Origin of the sequence: Pseudodesulfovibrio alkaliphilus (assembly GCF_009729555.1) — a bacterium.
In the GTDB taxonomy this organism is placed as follows: Bacteria; Desulfobacterota; Desulfovibrionia; order Desulfovibrionales; family Desulfovibrionaceae; genus Pseudodesulfovibrio; species Pseudodesulfovibrio alkaliphilus.
On the sequence record NZ_WODC01000006.1, the window covers coordinates 173,973 to 189,758 of the forward strand.

A 15,786-nucleotide genomic window follows, 5' to 3' on the forward strand; every position below is an offset into this window, starting at 1 on the left:
GGACGAGCCGCCGACGGAGCGAAAAGGAACCAACCATGTCCAAAAACCTGTACGTGACCGCGACGGAATCACGAAGCGGCAAGTCCGCCATCGTCCTGGGTGTCATGCAGATGATCCTGCGGGAACTGCACAACGTCGCCATCTTCCGCCCCATCATCAACGATCCGGGGCCGGGACGAAAGGATCACGACATCGAACTGCTGCTTGAGCACTTCAAGCTCTCGATCCCCTACGAGGACACCTATGCCTATACCCTCAAGCAGGCGCGGGAGCTGATCAACTCCGGTCAGCACGCGTTGCTGCTCGAAAACATTCTCAAGAAATACAAGACGCTTGAGGGCCAGTACGACTTCGTGCTCTGCGAGGGGACCGATTTCAAGGGCAAGGACCCGGCCTTTGAGTTCGACATCAATGCCGATATCGCGGCCAATATCGGCGCCCCGGTGCTGGTGGTCTGCTCGGGTCTGGACAAGACCGCCGAGGAGGTCATCTCGGTCTCCCAGACCACCATCGACACCCTTGAGGAAAAGGGCGTGGACCTTGTGGGCTGCATCGTCAACCGCGCTCCCGAGGGCGTCACCCGCGAGATGGCCAGCCTCATCGAGTGCAAGGTGCGCTGCAAGGAGCCCATGCCGGTCTACAGCATCCCGGAGAACGAGGCCCTGGGCAAACCCACCATCGGCGATGTCAAGCGCTGGCTCGACGCCGACGTGCTCTACGGCCACAGCGGCATGCACTCACTGGTGGACAACTACGTGGTCGCGGCCATGCAGATCGGCAACTTCCTCGGCTACATCCGCAACGGCAGCCTGATCATCACCCCGGGCGACCGCTCGGACATTATCCTTTCAAGCCTGGCTTCGCGGCTTTCCAGCTCTTACCCGGACATCTCCGGCATCGTGCTTACCGGCGGGCTGAACGTGTCCACCAACGTGCACAAGCTTATCGAGGGGTGGACCGGGGTCCCCGTGCCCGTGCTCTCGGTCAAGGGGCACACCTATCAGACCGTGCAGGAACTTACCCGCCTCTACGGACGCATCGAGACCCACGACGACCAGCGCATCGCCACGGCGCTCGGCGGCTTCTCCCAGCATGTGGACGTACAGGAGCTGCGCGACCGGGTCATCGAGCAGCGCTCCACGCGGGTCACGCCCAAGATGTTCGAATTCTCCCTGGTGGAGAAGGCCTCGGCCAACAGGCAGCGCATCGTCATGCCCGAGGGGTCCGGGGAGCGCATCCTGCGCGCCACCGATATCCTGCTGCGTCGCGGCGTGGCGGACATGATCCTGCTGGGCAAGACCGACGAGATTAAGAACAAGGCCTCTGCCTTGGGTGTGGACGTGTCCGGGGCGCGGATCATCGACCCCACCGAGTCCGAACTGCTCGACCCCTTTGCCGAGGAATACCTTGAGCTGCGCAAGCACAAGGGCGTCATCGCCGAAATGGCCTGGGACCGCATGAGCGACCCCACCTACTTCGCCACCATGATGGTCCACAAGGGCTTTGCCGACGGCATGGTCTCCGGCTCTGTGACAACTACGGCACAGACCATCCGTCCGGCCTTCGAGTTCGTCAAGACCAAGCCGGGCTGCTCCATCGTCTCCTCGGTCTTTCTCATGTGCCTCAAGGACCGCGTCCTGGTTTACGGCGACTGCGCCGTGAACCCCAACCCCAATGCCCAGCAGCTGGCCGAAATCGCCATCGCCTCGGCCGAGACAGCGCGTATCTTCGGCATTGAGCCCAAGGTGGCCATGCTCAGCTATTCCACCGGCTCGTCGGGCAAGGGCGAGGACGTGGAAAAGGTCATCGAGGCGGCCAGGATCGCCCAAGCCGCGGTGCGCGAGCGCGGACTGGACTTCCCCGTCGAGGGGCCCATCCAGTACGACGCGGCCGTGGACCCGGACGTGGCCGCGGTCAAGCTGCCCGATTCCGAGGTGGCCGGGCAGGCCACGGTCTTCATTTTCCCGGATCTCAACACAGGCAACAACACCTACAAGGCCGTGCAGCGCGCTGCCAATGCGGTGGCCATCGGCCCGGTTCTCCAGGGGCTGAACAAGCCGGTCAACGACCTTTCGCGTGGCTGCACCGTGCCGGATATTGTCAACACTGTGGCCATCACCGCCATCCAGGCGCAGGCCGAAAAGGGCAAATAGCATGAAAGTACTTGTCATCAACTCGGGCAGTTCCTCCATCAAATACCAGCTTCTGGACATGCAGACCGAGACGGTGCTCGTCTCGGGTCTCGTGGAGCGCATCGGCGAGACCAAGGGAGAGCTGACCAACAAGGCCTTTCCCGGCACTGACCGTCAGGAGGTCACCAGGATCGAGCAACCCATCGCAGACCACAACACCGGGATGCTGCTGGCCATCAACCTGATTACGGACCCTGACAAGGGTGTCATCAAGGATCGCGCTGAAATCGACGCCGTAGGCCATCGCGTGGTGCATGGCGGCGAGGCGTTCCATCAGCCCACAGTCATCACCGATGCGGTCATCCGGGCCATTGAGGAGACCGTGCCTCTGGCCCCGCTGCACAACCCGGCCAACCTCGACGGCATCCGCGTGGCCGTGGAGCTGTTTCCCGGGGTGCCCCAGGTGGCCGTGTTCGACACCGCCTTCCACCAGAGCATTCCGGCCCACGCCTTCATGTACGCGCTGCCCTACGCCCTGTACGAGGCCGACCGGGTCCGCCGCTACGGATTCCACGGCACCTCGCACAAGTATGTGGCCGGCGAGTGCGCCCGGCTGCTCGGCAAGCCGCTTGAGCAGTGCAACCTGATCACCGTGCACCTGGGCAACGGCTGCTCCATGACCGCCGTGGAGCAGGGCAGGAGCGTGGACACCTCCCTGGGCCTGACCCCTCTTGAGGGGTTGGTCATGGGCACGCGCAGCGGCGACGTGGATCCTGCCGTACATGCCTTCCTGGCCCGCAACAAGGGCATGGATATCGAGGCCATTGACGCCATGCTCAACAAGGAGTCGGGTCTAAAAGGGCTGTGCGGCATGAATGACATGCGCGACATCCACGCAGCCGTCGACAAGGGCGACCCCAGGGCCAAGCTGGCTCTGGACGTGCAGACCTACCGCAACCGCAAGTACATCGGCGCCTACATGGCCGTGCTCGGCCGGGTGGACGCCATCGTCTTTACCGCGGGCATCGGCGAGAACGACGATGTGGTCCGGCGAGAGTCTCTCAAGGGTCTGGAATGCTTCGGCGTCAGGATTGACGCCGCGGCCAACGGCCAACGCGCCAAGGAACCGCTCAGGATCAGCGCAGCCGACAGCTCCATTGAAGTATGGGTCATTCCCACCAACGAGGAACTGGCCATTGCCAGAGAGACGAAAAGCGTCCTGAACTAGCAATTCGACGTGGACGGCCGCCGGGCCGGGCCACTGGGAGGGAGAAAGCATGACTACCGATTACTGCCAGACGTTCGTGGACAAAGCCAAGGCTGTCTCCGCCATCGTCTCCGAGGTGAAGAGTGAGGACGAGGCGCTGCAATACGTCATAGACCTGTGCGACAGGAAGGAGGCGTGCCAACTGCTCGTCTCGGGATGCGAGCGCGATCTGTCCGAAAAGGCCGAACAGCTCTGCGAGGCCAAGCAAAAAAAAGTCATCGCCGCGCCGGGCCTGACCAAGGCGCTGTACGACAAGCTTGCGGAAATGAGCGCCAAGGCCGGTTTCGAGTGCATCGACTCCGGCATGCGCGACCATCTGGCCGGCGTGGACATCGGCTTCACTTTTGCCGAATACGGAATGGCCGAGACCGGCTCCCTGATGCTCGACTGTCCGGGCGAGGACATGCGCCTGGCCACCATGGTCAGCGAGTTCCACGTCTGCGTGCTGCCCAAGTCCAAGATATGCAAGGATAGCTACGCTGTGGAAGAAATGATGCTCGCCCGCATGGGCAAGACGCCGGATTACCTGGCCTTCATCACCGGAGCCAGCCGCACCGCAGACATCGAGCGCGTTCTGGCGCTGGGTGTTCACGGTCCCCTTGAACTGCACATCCTGCTCCTGGAGGACTAGCCATGCAAAAAGCCAATAATCTCAAAGAATACCGCAGCGAACTGCGCGAGTCTCTGGACAACGACTTTTTGCGCACCACCCTGGACAATTTCGCTGTGGCCTATCGCGCCGGGAGAGCCAATGCCTTCAAGGACATGGACGTGCACGGACTGATCGACGAGATCGCCTGCTCCAAGGACGAGGCCGCCGCCAGCCTGGATGCGCTGTACAAGCAGTTCAAGGAAAAGGCGGAGGCTGCCGGGGTTCATGTGCATCTTGCCAAGGATGCCAAGGAGGCCAACGACATCATTGCTTCCATCGCCAAGAACGCCAATTGCAAGAAGATCGTCAAATCCAAGTCCATGACCGCCGAGGAGACGCTCCTCAACCACGCCCTGGAGGACGAAGGGCTTGAAGTGACCGAGACCGATCTTGGCGAGTGGATTATCCAGCTGCGGCACGAGGGGCCGTCGCACATGGTCATGCCCGCCATTCACCTCTCCCGTTATCAGGTGGGCGACCTGTTCACCGAGGTCACAGGCAAGAAGCAGGACAGCGAGATCGAGAAGCTGGTCAAGGTGGCCCGCCGCGAACTGCGCCAGAAGTACGTCGAGGCGGACATGGGCATTTCCGGTGCCAACTTCGCCGTGGCCGAGACCGGCTCCATCGGGCTTGTCACCAACGAGGGCAACGCCCGGCTGGTGACCACGCTGCCGCGTGTCCATGTGGCGCTGATGGGGCTGGACAAGCTCCTGCCCACCCTGCACGATGCGCTGCGCATCCTCAAGGCCCTGCCCCGCAACGCAACCGGGCAGGCCATCACCTCCTATGTCACCTGGATCACCGGGGCCAACGAGTGTGCGTCGGCTGCCGACGGGAAAAAGGAAATCCACTTCGTGCTCCTCGACAACGGGCGCAGCGAACTGGCCAAGGACCCGCTCTTCTCCCAAGTCCTGCGTTGCGTGCGGTGCGGCGCGTGCGCCAACGTCTGCCCGGTCTACCGGCTGGTAGGCGGCCACAAGATGGGCCACATCTACATCGGAGCCATCGGCCTGATCCTGACCTACTTCTTCCACGGCAAGGACGCGGCCAAGAACCTGGTCCAAAACTGCATCAACTGCGAGGCGTGCAAGGACATCTGCGCGGGCGGCATTGATCTGCCCCGTCTGATCAAGGAGATCCATGCCCGCATCCAGGACGAGGACGGTCATCCTTTGCCCAGCCTGCTGCTGGGTAAGGTGCTCAAGAACCGCAAGCTCTTCCATACCCTGCTGCGCACGGCCAAGTGGGCGCAAAAACCCGTGGCTGAAAAGGACGGGTTCATCCGCCATCTGCCCATGGTCTTCGCTAAGGAGCACGGGTTCCGCGCCCTGCCCACCATCGCTGAAACGCCCTTCAGGGACCGCTGGGAGGAGATTCGCCCTGTGGTGCAGAATCCGAGATACCGCGTGGCCCTGTTTTCGGGTTGTGTGCAGGACTTTGTCTACCCGGAGCAGATGGAGGCGGCGGTCAAGCTGTTCGCGGCCGAGTCCGTGGACATGAGCTATCCCATGGGCCAGTCCTGTTGCGGCCTGCCCGTGCAGATGATGGGCGAGATGAATGCCTCGCGTGAGGTCTGCGTGCAGAATCTGCGCGCCTTCGAAGCGGGCGGATACGACTACGTCATCACCCTGTGCGCCTCCTGCGCCGCCCACCTCAAGCACAACTATCCCAAGCTGGTCATGGATACTCCGAGCCTGGCCCTCAAGGCCCGGGAGTTCGCGGACAGGGTCATCGACTACAGCTCCTTTGTCCACGACGTGCTCAAGGTCAAGGCCGATGACTTTGTCCAGACTGGAGGCAAGGCCACCTACCACGCCCCCTGCCATCTGTGTCGCGGCCTTGATGTGCATGAGGCACCGCGTGAGCTGATCTCCACAGGCGGCCTTGAGTATGTTGAGTGCGGCGAGGAGGAGGTCTGCTGCGGTTTTGGCGGAACCTTCTCCATGAAATTCCCGGAGTTGTCGGCTGAGCTGCTCAAGAAGAAACTCGCCAATGTCGAGGCCACCGGGGCAGGAGTGCTCCTGACCGACTGTCCGGGCTGCATCATGCAGCTGCGCGGTGGGCTCAAGAACCAGGGCTCGTCCATCAAGGTGCGCCACGTCTCCGAGGTGCTGGCCGACAACAGGAAGAAATGAAACGGCAGATGAACGCCGCCGGACCGGGCCGGTATTGCCGGCCCCGCCGACGGCGGCCGGGCAGGGGGGATGCCCGTCATGGCTCCCCGTCCGCGTTCCCATATCGCATGAGGCTCTCCAGGTTGGACCGCAATCCCTTGAAGCAATGCCACGCTTCCTCCTGAGAACCAGCCTTCATGCCGGTCCCCCGCCCCGGGCAGGGCGGGGGACCGATCATTGCCGAAGATTCCGGCCCCGGTCACAGTGCGAGGACCGGAAGCCGTTATCCAAGCGCGGTTCCCCCGGCCCGTCAGGTCCGCCACGGCATCGCAGCCTGTTCCCCCAAGAGGTGTTTCATGTCCCAGACTTCGCCACCCTATCTGCGGCGCCTTGTAGCGCTTTATTTCGGCACGTTCGCCTTGGTGTCGGCCGTGTCCATCTGGTATTTTTCCGCTTTTGGCACCGATCCGGGCATGGCCTCGGCAGGGGTGGTCGCCGTTCTGGCTGCCTTCGGCCTGCTCGGCATCGTGCTGGTTTTTCTGCTTGGCCGGATGCTCGTCGGCCCGGTGGGTGCGGCGGCCCGCTACACGGCCCATGTGCTTGACGGCGACTACCACAAGGCTGAAGACACGGCCCTGATCGAGGCCCTGCCCGGCCTGGGCGATCTGGTGGTGGAGCTGGCAGGGCGGTTCAAGGAGCGCCTGGGTTTCTCCCAAAGCATCATCGATGGTCTGCCCGTGCCCTGCTGTCTTGTGGATACCGACCAGGATGTTACCTTTCTCAACCAGGAATGTCTGGACATGATTGGCGCCAAGGATTCCCCTGAGTCCTTCTATGGCCGGAAGCTTTCTCAGATATTTTATCGTGACGACAGAAAATCGGTCATCGGCACCTGCATGGAGGAAAACATCAGGATGATGAATAGGGAGGCGGTGTTCAAACATGCCGACGGCAGCGACGTTCATTTGCTGGCCAACCTGTTCCCCCTGACCGACGTGACCGGCAAGGTCATCGGCGGCTGCTGTCTGTACCTGGACACCACGGAACTCAAACGGCGCGAGGCCGAGATCGTCAGCCAGAACGAGCGGATCGCCAAGGCGGCCACCGAGGCCACGGCCGTGTCCGAGGAACTGGCCGCTGCAGCCACTCAGTTGGGCGGGCTGGTGGAGAACGCACGGGCCGGGGCCTGCGTTCAGACCGACCGTACCGGGGAGACCGCCTCGGCCATGGAAGAGATGAACGCCACGGTCCTTGAGGTGGCCCGCCATGCTCAGGACGCGGCTCTGGACGCCGACGAGGCGCGGGGCAAGGCCGAGGAGGGCGCGGCAGTGGTCGCCCAGGTGGTGGACGCCATCCACGAGGTGGCCGAGCGGGCCCGGGAGCTCAAGGCGTCCATGGAGGCGCTCGACGCCCGGGCCGAATCCATCGGCAAGGTCCTCGGGGTCATTGAAGACATCGCGGACCAGACCAATCTGCTGGCGCTCAACGCGGCCATTGAGGCTGCCCGTGCGGGCGAGGCAGGCCGGGGCTTTGCCGTGGTGGCCGACGAGGTTCGCAAGCTGGCCGAGAAGACCATGCTCGCCACCAACGAGGTGCATCAGGCAGTCACCGGCATCCAGGAAGGAGCCCGGCAGAATGTCCGGGCCACCGAGGCGGCTGTCGGGGCGGTGGAGAAGAGCACCGAGATGGCCGGGCGTTCCGGCGAGGCGCTCAAGACCATCGTGGTGGTGGCGGAGTCCACGGCCGATCGGGTGCGCTCCATCGCCACAGCCGCAGAGCAGCAGTCGGCGGCCAGTGACGAGATCAGTCGCGCCACCATGGATGTCAACCGCATTTGCGGTGAGACGGACCGGGCCATGGCCGAATCGGCAGAGGCCATTAAGCGGCTGGCCGGGCTGGCTGAGTCGCTGGCAGGCATCATCCGCGAGATGCGGTAGAATCCTTTATAAATTGCGTCAGGCTCGTGACAACGGGCGGTTTTGTGCTTATTTTTTGAAATGACGGAATGGACTTTGGCAACAGGTTTACGGAAAAGTATTGGAATAATTGAAAAGCGTTTCGCAAGGGGTTGAAGAGTGATCAGACACATCGTCATGTGGACATTGAAGGAAGAGGCCGAGGGTAACCCGGCTGCCGCCAATGCGGCCGCCATGAAGGAAATGCTCGAGGGACTGGCCGGTCGCATCGAAGGGTTGCGCCATATTGAGGTCAGTCACGAGATCGTTGGCGCTGATCCAGAATGTCATGTCGTGCTGTGCAGCGAGCACGACGATGTGGACGCCCTGAACCACTATCAGGGCCACCCCGAGCACCAGGCCTGCGTCGCCTTTGTCAGAAAGGTCGCCGCCGGCCGCAGCGCCGTGGACTACGAGGTTTAGGAGGCCGGGCTTCCGGGCTCATGCACCCTCGTGGTCGAGCGGTTTTCGCGACAGACCAAACATCGCGAAAGGAGAACGCCATGTCACTGCGTTACGATCAGGACCGCAAGCGGATCATCTGCCGGTGGGAAGAGCCCACCAAGGTGGTGATGAACAAAAAGGAAGGGGTCATCAGCCGGTCGCGTATGATTACCGTCAAGGTCAATGACAATGGGAAACTCAATAGCAAGGATATCCGGCGTCATGCCCGGCATCCCATGTTTCCCCATATCAACCGTTTCAACCAGATGCTCAATACGATCGATCATCCCGACGGAAACGGCCACAAGTGCGCCGTGTGCGGATTGGAGCAGGGCGTGAGTCCGCATTTCGACATGGACAGGCAATCCATCGTCTGGCTGTGCCGCGAACATCTGACCGAGTCGCCCAAGGTCGATGCCTGAGAGCGGACCGGTCTGCCGCATGTCCCCCGCCCGAGTCAGGCGGGGGACTTTTTCTGTCGTGGCGTCAACGCTTCGCGTTGCGACGAATGCGGTTGGTATTGTCCTTTGTTTTCGGATAGAGTGGCGGCATGTCCGCGAAGTCCGTCATGCTTTTCGTCCTCTTGATCCTGGTTCCCGGCTTTGCCCTGGGGGGCGAGCGGGTCGTCCTGGCCACCCTGGAATGGCCCCCCTATACAGGGGAGTCCCTTCCCGAGGGCGGAGCCACCTCGGAGGTGGTGCGCGAGGCCTTCAAGGTCATGGGATACGACCTTGAACTTCGGTTTTTCCCATGGAACCGCGTTCTTGAGGAAGCGCGGCAGGATTCCGAGATCGCGGGATATTTCCCGGAGTATCCTGATAATTGGCGGCGGGACAGATTCCTCAAGTCCCATAGCGTGGGGGTCAGTCCGTTGGGGTTGGCGAGCAGGGCGGGGGTGGCGATCAACTGGCAGACGCTGGAGGATCTCGAGCGCTACACCTTGGGCACTGTGGCCGGGTATGCCAATACCCTGGAGTTCGACGCCCTGGTGGCCAAGGGGAGATTGACCACGGATTCGTCCAACTCTGATGCCCTCAACCTGCGCAAGGTTTTGGCCGGAAGGGTGGACGCCGCCGTGGTTGACGGAAATGTTTTCGCCTACCTGCGCAAGGCCGACCCCATGCTCCGGGCTGGAGGGGGTGAACTGGTGCTGCATGATCGATTGCTTGGGGTCATTGACCTCGTTGTCTGCTTTCAGGACACAGAGGAGGGCGAGGAACTGCGGCGAGTCTTTGATCAGGGGCTGCGTGAAGTCGATCAGGGAGCGATCTATCGACGCCATCTTGGCGAGTGACCGGGCGGGTCTCCGGAGTTTTCTGAAGAGAAATTCAGAAAAATGCGTTGGACACGCGCTGTGCGAAATGGCTAAAAATATTCGCGTCGCGGACAGGGGCGTCTGGCCTGATCGCGTCTCCAGCCGGGGCGGGATAGCTTCGGGGAATTTTTCGTGAGCCCGGCCGTGAGAACGGCGGGCGGCATCTTTCGAGTGACTGGCGTAGTGATGGCGGGGTGTTTGGACACGACACCCCGGGTTGTTCCCATTTACATGTGTCGTCCCTGTCCCTTGCGGACGCCGATGCCGGTTCGAGCGCGAAGCGGCAGTCGGGGCCTGTCCGCCCGGAGAGTCTTATGGAGCAAATGACCGATACCGTCCGCGTGATACGTACTGGCGAGCCCGTCAGGGCCAAGCCCGGCCGTTTTGACGCCCTGATCAGCTTTGTGCTGCGTTTTTTGATGCTGTTTGTCACCTGGCTGATTCTCTCGGGCATGTTCGATGCCTTTCATGTGAGTCTTGGCGTGGCGTGCAGCGCCTTTGTCACTTGGCTGTCGGCCGACATCTTTCCTCCGGAGGTGCGCCGCTTTCGCAGGCTGCGCTCGCTGTGGCTGCTGGCCCTCTATGTGCCCTGGCTGGTCTGGGAGATTGCCAAGTGCAACATGCGTATGCTTCGGCTCTCCTTTGATCCGCGGCTCAATGACAAAATCGCCCCGCGCATCGTCACCTTCAAGACCGGGCTGCGCAACGAGCTGGCTCTGACCTTTCTTGCCAATTCCATTACCATGACTCCCGGCACCATCACCGTGTCCATCGACGAGCGCGGCTACGTCTCGGTCCACGCCTTTGACGATGTGTCGGCCGCCGGCCTGCCGGGCGACATGGAGAAAAAGATCAAGGCCATCTTCGAGGAGGCGTAATGGAGTCTTTCATCCTGTATCTCGGTATCGTTTTGATGGGCATCATGCTTATGCCCCTGTATCGCGCCGTGGTCGGCCCCACCACCCTGGACCGGCTGATGGGCATGAACGCCATCGGCTCCAAGACCGTGGCGCTCATCGTCATCATCGGTCTTGTCTTCGAACGGGTGGACATGTTCGTGGACATTGCCCTGGCCTATGCCATGCTCAACTTCATCGCCGTGCTCGCGGCCTCCAGATACCTGCACAAACGGGGACGCCGGGACACGGCATCCTAAACATCGGAGGACACGACTCCATGATCGAGATTCTGGTCATTTTTCTTTGCTGCGCCGGGATGCTGCTGTTTTTTGGCGGCATGATCGGCATCCTGCGGCTGCCTGACGCCTATACCCGGCTCCATATGGCGGGCATGCTCGACACCCTGGGCCTTCTTGTGCTGCTGCTCGGCCTGGTGCTTTATGGCTTTCTCCATGCGCCCATGAGTCTGCTGGTGCAGTTCAAGATACTTCTGCTCTGGGGATTCGTGCTGGTTACCAGCCCAACCGCCACCCACGCCATGGTGGACGCCGGGGTGCGCGCCGGACTCACCCCCTGGGTTCAGGCCGATGTCAAAAGGAGACGCAAATGATCTGGGAAATCAAACTGTTGGCCCTTATTCTGGTGATCATCTGCGCCATCGCGGCCATCAACGCCAAGGATATGCTCAGTGCGGCCGTCATCTTTGGCATTTACAGCTTCATGATGTGCGTCCAGTGGCTGGCCATGGGCGCGGTTGACGTGGCCTTCACCGAGGCGGCCATCGGGGCGGGCATCAGCACCGCGCTCATGCTGGCAGCCATTTTTCGGACCAGCAGGAGGACCAAGGATTGAAAAAGACAGCACTTTTGGCCGTGATCCTTACCGGCGCACTGCTCATTCTCTCCATGGAGAATTTTCCTTCCTGGGGCGATGTCCAGTCTCCTGCGAGTCTGCATCTGTCGCGGCACTTCATTGAAAAGAGTTACGAGCAGACCCTGACCCCCAACCTCGTCACCGCCGTGCTGGGCGATTACCGGGGGTTCGACACCATGCTCGAGACCGTGGTGGTCTTCACCGCGGCCCTGGCCTGCTTTCTGGTCATCCGTCTGCCTCGCGATGTCTGCACACCGGGGTTGTTCTACTACCGGCACATGGGTACGGGTCTTGTGGTACGCAAGCATGATGCCTGCGAGCTGCCCGGCGAGAACCCCACCTTCGAGCGCGTGGATTCCGACTGGCCGCCCCATGACGTGGTGGTGGCTTCCACCTGCCGGATGGTCATCCCCTTTATCCAGCTCTTCGGTCTCTATGTGGTGGCACACGGCCACTACAGTCCGGGGGGCGGTTTCCAGGGCGGAGTCATCTTTGCGGCCAGCTATGTGCTGCTGGCCGTGTCCCACGACCTGCGCACCCTGGTCCACCGGCTCAACGAGCGCGTCACCCATCTGCTCTCGGCAGCCGGCGTCCTGCTCTTCTTCGGGGTCGGCCTCTTCGGGTTGGCCATGGGGCTCAATTTCCTGGATTACGGTGCCCTTGAGGGTGTGCTGGGAATGTCCCTGGCAAGCGGGCACTCCCTTGGCATTCTGCTCGTCGAGATCGGTGTGGGCATGACCGTGACCGCCGCGCTGGTGATCATCTTCAAGCTTCTGTCCTCCCGCGGGACAGTCACGGAAGGGTTGTAGGCCATGGAAGACTTCCTGACGCAACTGACATCCAAATACAACTTCTGGGCCTACATCGTTCTCATGATGATCGGCCTGTACGCCATGATCGCCAAGGGCAATCTGGTCAAGAAACTGATCGGCCTGAGCATATTCCAGACGGCCATCATGCTTTTCTATGTTGCCATCGGCTCCAAGGCCGGGGCCACCATCCCCATCCTGCGGGACTCCACCCTCAAGGGAGTCATCGACTTTGTGGAGTACATCAACCCGCTGCCCCATGTGCTGATGCTTACCGCCATCGTCGTCTCTGTGGCGACTCTTGGCGTGGCTCTGGCCCTCGTCCTGCGCGTCTATGATGTGCATCAGACGCTCGAAGAAGACGAAATACTGGAAAAAATCAAAAATCCATAGCCATGCACGACGTTGTCCTGACCATACTCCCGTTGTTGTTCGGGTCGTTCCTTGCCATCCTTGCGGGCTGGACCCGCAGTGCGCTCGTCTACCCGCTGGGGGCGGTCGCCCTCGTCATGTCCACCTGCTTCAGCGTCAAGCTGCTCCTGGGCGTGCTGTCCACCGGCACCGCCACCTATCTGCTTGGCGGATGGTCTCCCCCCTGGGGCATCGTCTTTGTCATCGACGCCTTCAGCGCCGGCATGCTGGTGCTCATCGCGGCATCGGCACTGTTCACCTACCTCGCCTTCCGCACCGAAATACTTGAAGGGTTCGCCGAGAAAACGGCCGCCTTCGTTTCCCTGCTGCTGCTCACCGTTGCCGGGCATATGGGCATCGTGGCCACGGGCGACCTCTTCAACCTCTATGTGCTTATCGAGGTGGCGGCCTTGAGCGGCTACGCGCTGCTCGGCTTCGGACCGGGGCGCGCCCCCCTGGCCAGCCTCAACTATCTGTGCGTCGGCTCGGTGGGCGCCTCCTTCTATCTGCTGGGCGTGGGCTATCTCTACATCCTGACCGGCACACTGAACATGGCTGATCTGGCGCAGATCATGGCCGCCGCCCCGGTAACGGCCTCGCTGCACGGTGCCGTGGCCGTGATTCTCTTCGGCCTGTGGGTCAAGATGGCGCTGTTTCCCTTCCATGGGTGGCTGCCCGGAGCCTATGCCATGTCCGCGCCCGTGTCGGCCGCGCTGCTGGCCCCGCTGACCACCAAGGTCATGGTCTATGTGGTCATCCGTCTGCTTATCGGGGTCATCCCCGGAGCGGCCATGCCCGAGGCCGTGCCCGATGTGGCGATGCTCCTTGGCACGGCGGCCATCTTCGCCGGATCGCTGATGGCCTTTCGCCAGAGGGATCAGAGGCGCATGCTCGCCTATATTCTTGTGGCCGAGGTGGGCTACATGATCGGCGGCATGTTCATCGGCAACCGCACGGCCATGACCGGGGCCATGCTTCACATCTTCGCCGACGCGCTCATGACCCTGACCCTGTTCCTGGCTCTGGGCAGCATCGCCCGCCAGCGCGGCGAGATGGTGCTTGAGAACATGCGCGGTCTGTTTCGGACCATGCCCTTCACCATGTCCGCCTTTGTGCTCGGGGCCATGTCCATGATCGGGGTTCCGCCGCTGTTCGGCTTCTTCAGCAAGTGGTACCTGCTCTCCGGGGCGTTTGAATCGGGCCAGTATTTGTTCATGGTCGGCTTGCTTGTTTCGAGTCTGGTCAACGTCGTTTTGTTCTTCCGCTTCTTCGAGACGGCCTTTTTCGACGAGCCGGGCGAGTCGGTGCGCGACATCGAGCACTGGAGCCGGGTGACACCCCTGGCCGTGGCGGCCGTGCTGCTCATCGTGGCCGGGCTTTCGAGCGGTCTGATCGTGGACCGTCTCATCGCCGGAATCATCCCCGCAAGCCTCATCTAGCCGGAGACGCTCATGTACGCGATATATTCCATCCAGCCCCTTCTGGCCGTGGCTGCCCCTCTGGCGGCGGTGCCCGGCATACTCTCTTCGCGTTCGCCGAACATCCGCGAGGCGTGGTCCTTCGCGGCGGCGTTGCTGCTGCTCGGTCTCGTGGCCTGCATGGTCCCGGCCGTGGTGGCGGGCCACACCTATACCTGGGTGGTGGCCAACGTGCTGCCCGGAGCCCCCATCGCCTTCCGTGTGGATGCCTTCGGTATGCTCTTCGCTCTGGTGGCGTCGAGCCTTTGGGTGGTGACCACCCTCTATTCCATCGGGTACATGCGATCCAAGAACGAGCATGCCCAGACGCGGTTCTTCGGCTACTTCGCGGTGTCCATCTTCTGCGCGGTGGGTGTGGCCTTTTCGGCCAACCTGCTGACCATGTACCTGTTCTACGAGCTGCTTTCCTTCTCCACCTATCCGCTGGTGGCCCATCACCAGAACGAGGAGAGCCGCAAGGCCGGGCGCAAGTACTTGGGCTTCATCGTGGGTACCTCCATCGGGTTGGTGCTTCCGGCCATGATCGCCGTGCACCACTTCATGGGCACTCTTGATTTCGCCGCTGGCGGCATAGCGCTTGGGGCCATCGACTCCACCACCATGACGATCCTCCTCTGCCTTCTGCTCTTCGGCTTTGCCAAGGCCGCGCTCATGCCGGTCCACGCATGGCTCCCTGCGGCCATGGTCGCGCCCACGCCGGTCAGCTCGCTGCTCCATGCCGTGGCCGTGGTCAAGGTCGGCGCTTTCTGCATCATGCGCGTTGTCACCGACGTGTTCGGGGTGGAGACCCTTTCGGCCCTGCATCTGACCGATGTGGTCACAGGTGCGGCTGCCGTGACCATGCTGGCGGCATCGCTCATCGCCCTGTCCCAGGACGGGCTGAAGCGGCGGCTTGCCTTCTCGACCATCGGCCAGCTCTCGTACATCGTGCTGGGGGCCGGGCTGGTCACCGCGGCAGGGCTGACTGGGGGAATGCTGCATATCGCCATGCACGCCTTTGGCAAGATCACGCTCTTCTTCTGCGCCGGAGCCATCTATGTGGCCACCGGAGAGAAATACATCAGCCGTCTCAACGGGATAGGCTACCGCATGCCCTGGACGATGACCGCGTTCCTTATCGGCTCGCTGTCCATCATCGGCATTCCGCCCACGGGCGGGTTCCTGAGCAAGTGGTATCTTCTCAACGGCTCCATCGACTCGGGCCAGTGGCTGCTTGCCCTGACGCTGCTTGCCAGCTCGCTGCTCAACGCGGCCTATTTCCTGCCCATTGTCTACCGGGCCTGGTTCTGCACCCCTGATCAGGCGCAGCATGCCGGCCCGGTGCGCGAGGCTCCGCTGGCCTGCGTCGTGCCGCCGCTGATTACGGCGACCATCACCGTGGTCCTGTTCTTCTATCCCTACCCGTTCCTGAATCTGGCCCGACTGGCCGCCAACTAG

General features: G+C 62.1%; 16 protein-coding genes. All 16 read left to right on the forward strand.

All coding sequences use genetic code 11. The annotated features are described in order from the left end of the window. The first annotated feature begins 35 nt into the window (after positions 1-35). The 16 genes from pta to GKC30_RS10570 all read left to right on the forward strand — a co-directional run bounded on the left by pta (position 36) and on the right by GKC30_RS10570 (position 15,786). Positions 36-2,153: a phosphate acetyltransferase gene (pta, locus tag GKC30_RS10495; RefSeq protein ID WP_155934679.1), complete on the forward strand. Its 2,118-nt coding sequence runs from the start codon at positions 36-38 to the stop codon at positions 2,151-2,153. Position 2,154: 1 nt separating this feature from the next. Next, positions 2,155-3,360, forward strand: a complete 1,206-nt coding sequence (locus GKC30_RS10500; protein WP_155934680.1) for an acetate/propionate family kinase — start codon at positions 2,155-2,157, stop codon at positions 3,358-3,360. 49 nt (positions 3,361-3,409) lie between these two features. After that, a complete protein-coding gene (locus tag GKC30_RS10505; RefSeq protein WP_155934681.1) occupies positions 3,410-4,030 on the forward strand; it encodes a LutC/YkgG family protein in 621 nt (206 codons plus the stop codon). Between the two features lie 2 nt (positions 4,031-4,032). Further along, positions 4,033-6,186: an L-lactate dehydrogenase (quinone) large subunit LdhH gene (gene ldhH, locus GKC30_RS10510; RefSeq protein ID WP_155934682.1), complete on the forward strand. Its 2,154-nt coding sequence runs from the start codon at positions 4,033-4,035 to the stop codon at positions 6,184-6,186. 335 nt (positions 6,187-6,521) lie between these two features. After that, entirely contained in the window at positions 6,522-8,102 is a 1,581-nt protein-coding gene (locus GKC30_RS10515; protein ID WP_155934683.1) for a methyl-accepting chemotaxis protein, read from the forward strand. 138 nt (positions 8,103-8,240) lie between these two features. Beyond that, positions 8,241-8,543, forward strand: coding sequence for a Dabb family protein (locus GKC30_RS10520; protein ID WP_367614087.1), 303 nt, complete (start codon positions 8,241-8,243; stop codon positions 8,541-8,543). Between the two features lie 80 nt (positions 8,544-8,623). Further along, complete coding sequence (locus tag GKC30_RS10525; RefSeq protein WP_155934684.1) at positions 8,624-8,986, forward strand: hypothetical protein; 363 nt, start codon at positions 8,624-8,626, stop codon at positions 8,984-8,986. 128 nt (positions 8,987-9,114) lie between these two features. After that, on the forward strand, positions 9,115-9,858 hold the full coding sequence (locus GKC30_RS10530) for a substrate-binding periplasmic protein (protein WP_155934685.1): 744 nt from the start codon (positions 9,115-9,117) through the stop codon (positions 9,856-9,858). 344 nt (positions 9,859-10,202) lie between these two features. Further along, the gene (locus GKC30_RS10535) at positions 10,203-10,757 is read left to right on the forward strand and encodes a Na+/H+ antiporter subunit E (RefSeq protein WP_231117130.1); all 555 of its coding nucleotides are present in this window, start codon (positions 10,203-10,205) and stop codon (positions 10,755-10,757) included. Next, positions 10,757-11,035 carry an MrpF/PhaF family protein gene (locus GKC30_RS10540; protein ID WP_155934687.1) on the forward strand — a complete coding sequence of 93 codons (279 nt, stop codon included), beginning with the start codon at positions 10,757-10,759 and terminating at the stop codon, positions 11,033-11,035. Before GKC30_RS10535 ends, GKC30_RS10540 begins: the two co-directional genes overlap by 1 nt. A gap of 20 nt (positions 11,036-11,055) precedes the next feature. Then, positions 11,056-11,388 (forward strand): cation:proton antiporter, encoded by a 333-nt coding sequence (locus tag GKC30_RS10545; protein ID WP_155934688.1) that lies wholly within the window; start codon positions 11,056-11,058, stop codon positions 11,386-11,388. After that, on the forward strand, positions 11,385-11,630 hold the full coding sequence (locus tag GKC30_RS10550) for a hydrogenase subunit MbhD domain-containing protein (protein WP_155934689.1): 246 nt from the start codon (positions 11,385-11,387) through the stop codon (positions 11,628-11,630). Before GKC30_RS10545 ends, GKC30_RS10550 begins: the two co-directional genes overlap by 4 nt. Then, on the forward strand, positions 11,627-12,460 hold the full coding sequence (gene mbhE / locus GKC30_RS10555; protein WP_155934690.1) for a hydrogen gas-evolving membrane-bound hydrogenase subunit E: 834 nt from the start codon (positions 11,627-11,629) through the stop codon (positions 12,458-12,460). The genes GKC30_RS10550 and mbhE overlap by 4 nt, the downstream gene beginning before the upstream one ends. A gap of 3 nt (positions 12,461-12,463) precedes the next feature. Next, the gene (locus GKC30_RS10560; protein WP_155934691.1) at positions 12,464-12,853 is read left to right on the forward strand and encodes a cation:proton antiporter subunit C; all 390 of its coding nucleotides are present in this window, start codon (positions 12,464-12,466) and stop codon (positions 12,851-12,853) included. 2 nt (positions 12,854-12,855) lie between these two features. Further along, entirely contained in the window at positions 12,856-14,310 is a 1,455-nt protein-coding gene (locus GKC30_RS10565; RefSeq protein ID WP_155934692.1) for a complex I subunit 5 family protein, read from the forward strand. 12 nt (positions 14,311-14,322) lie between these two features. Continuing rightward, complete coding sequence (locus GKC30_RS10570; RefSeq protein ID WP_155934693.1) at positions 14,323-15,786, forward strand: monovalent cation/H+ antiporter subunit D family protein; 1,464 nt, start codon at positions 14,323-14,325, stop codon at positions 15,784-15,786.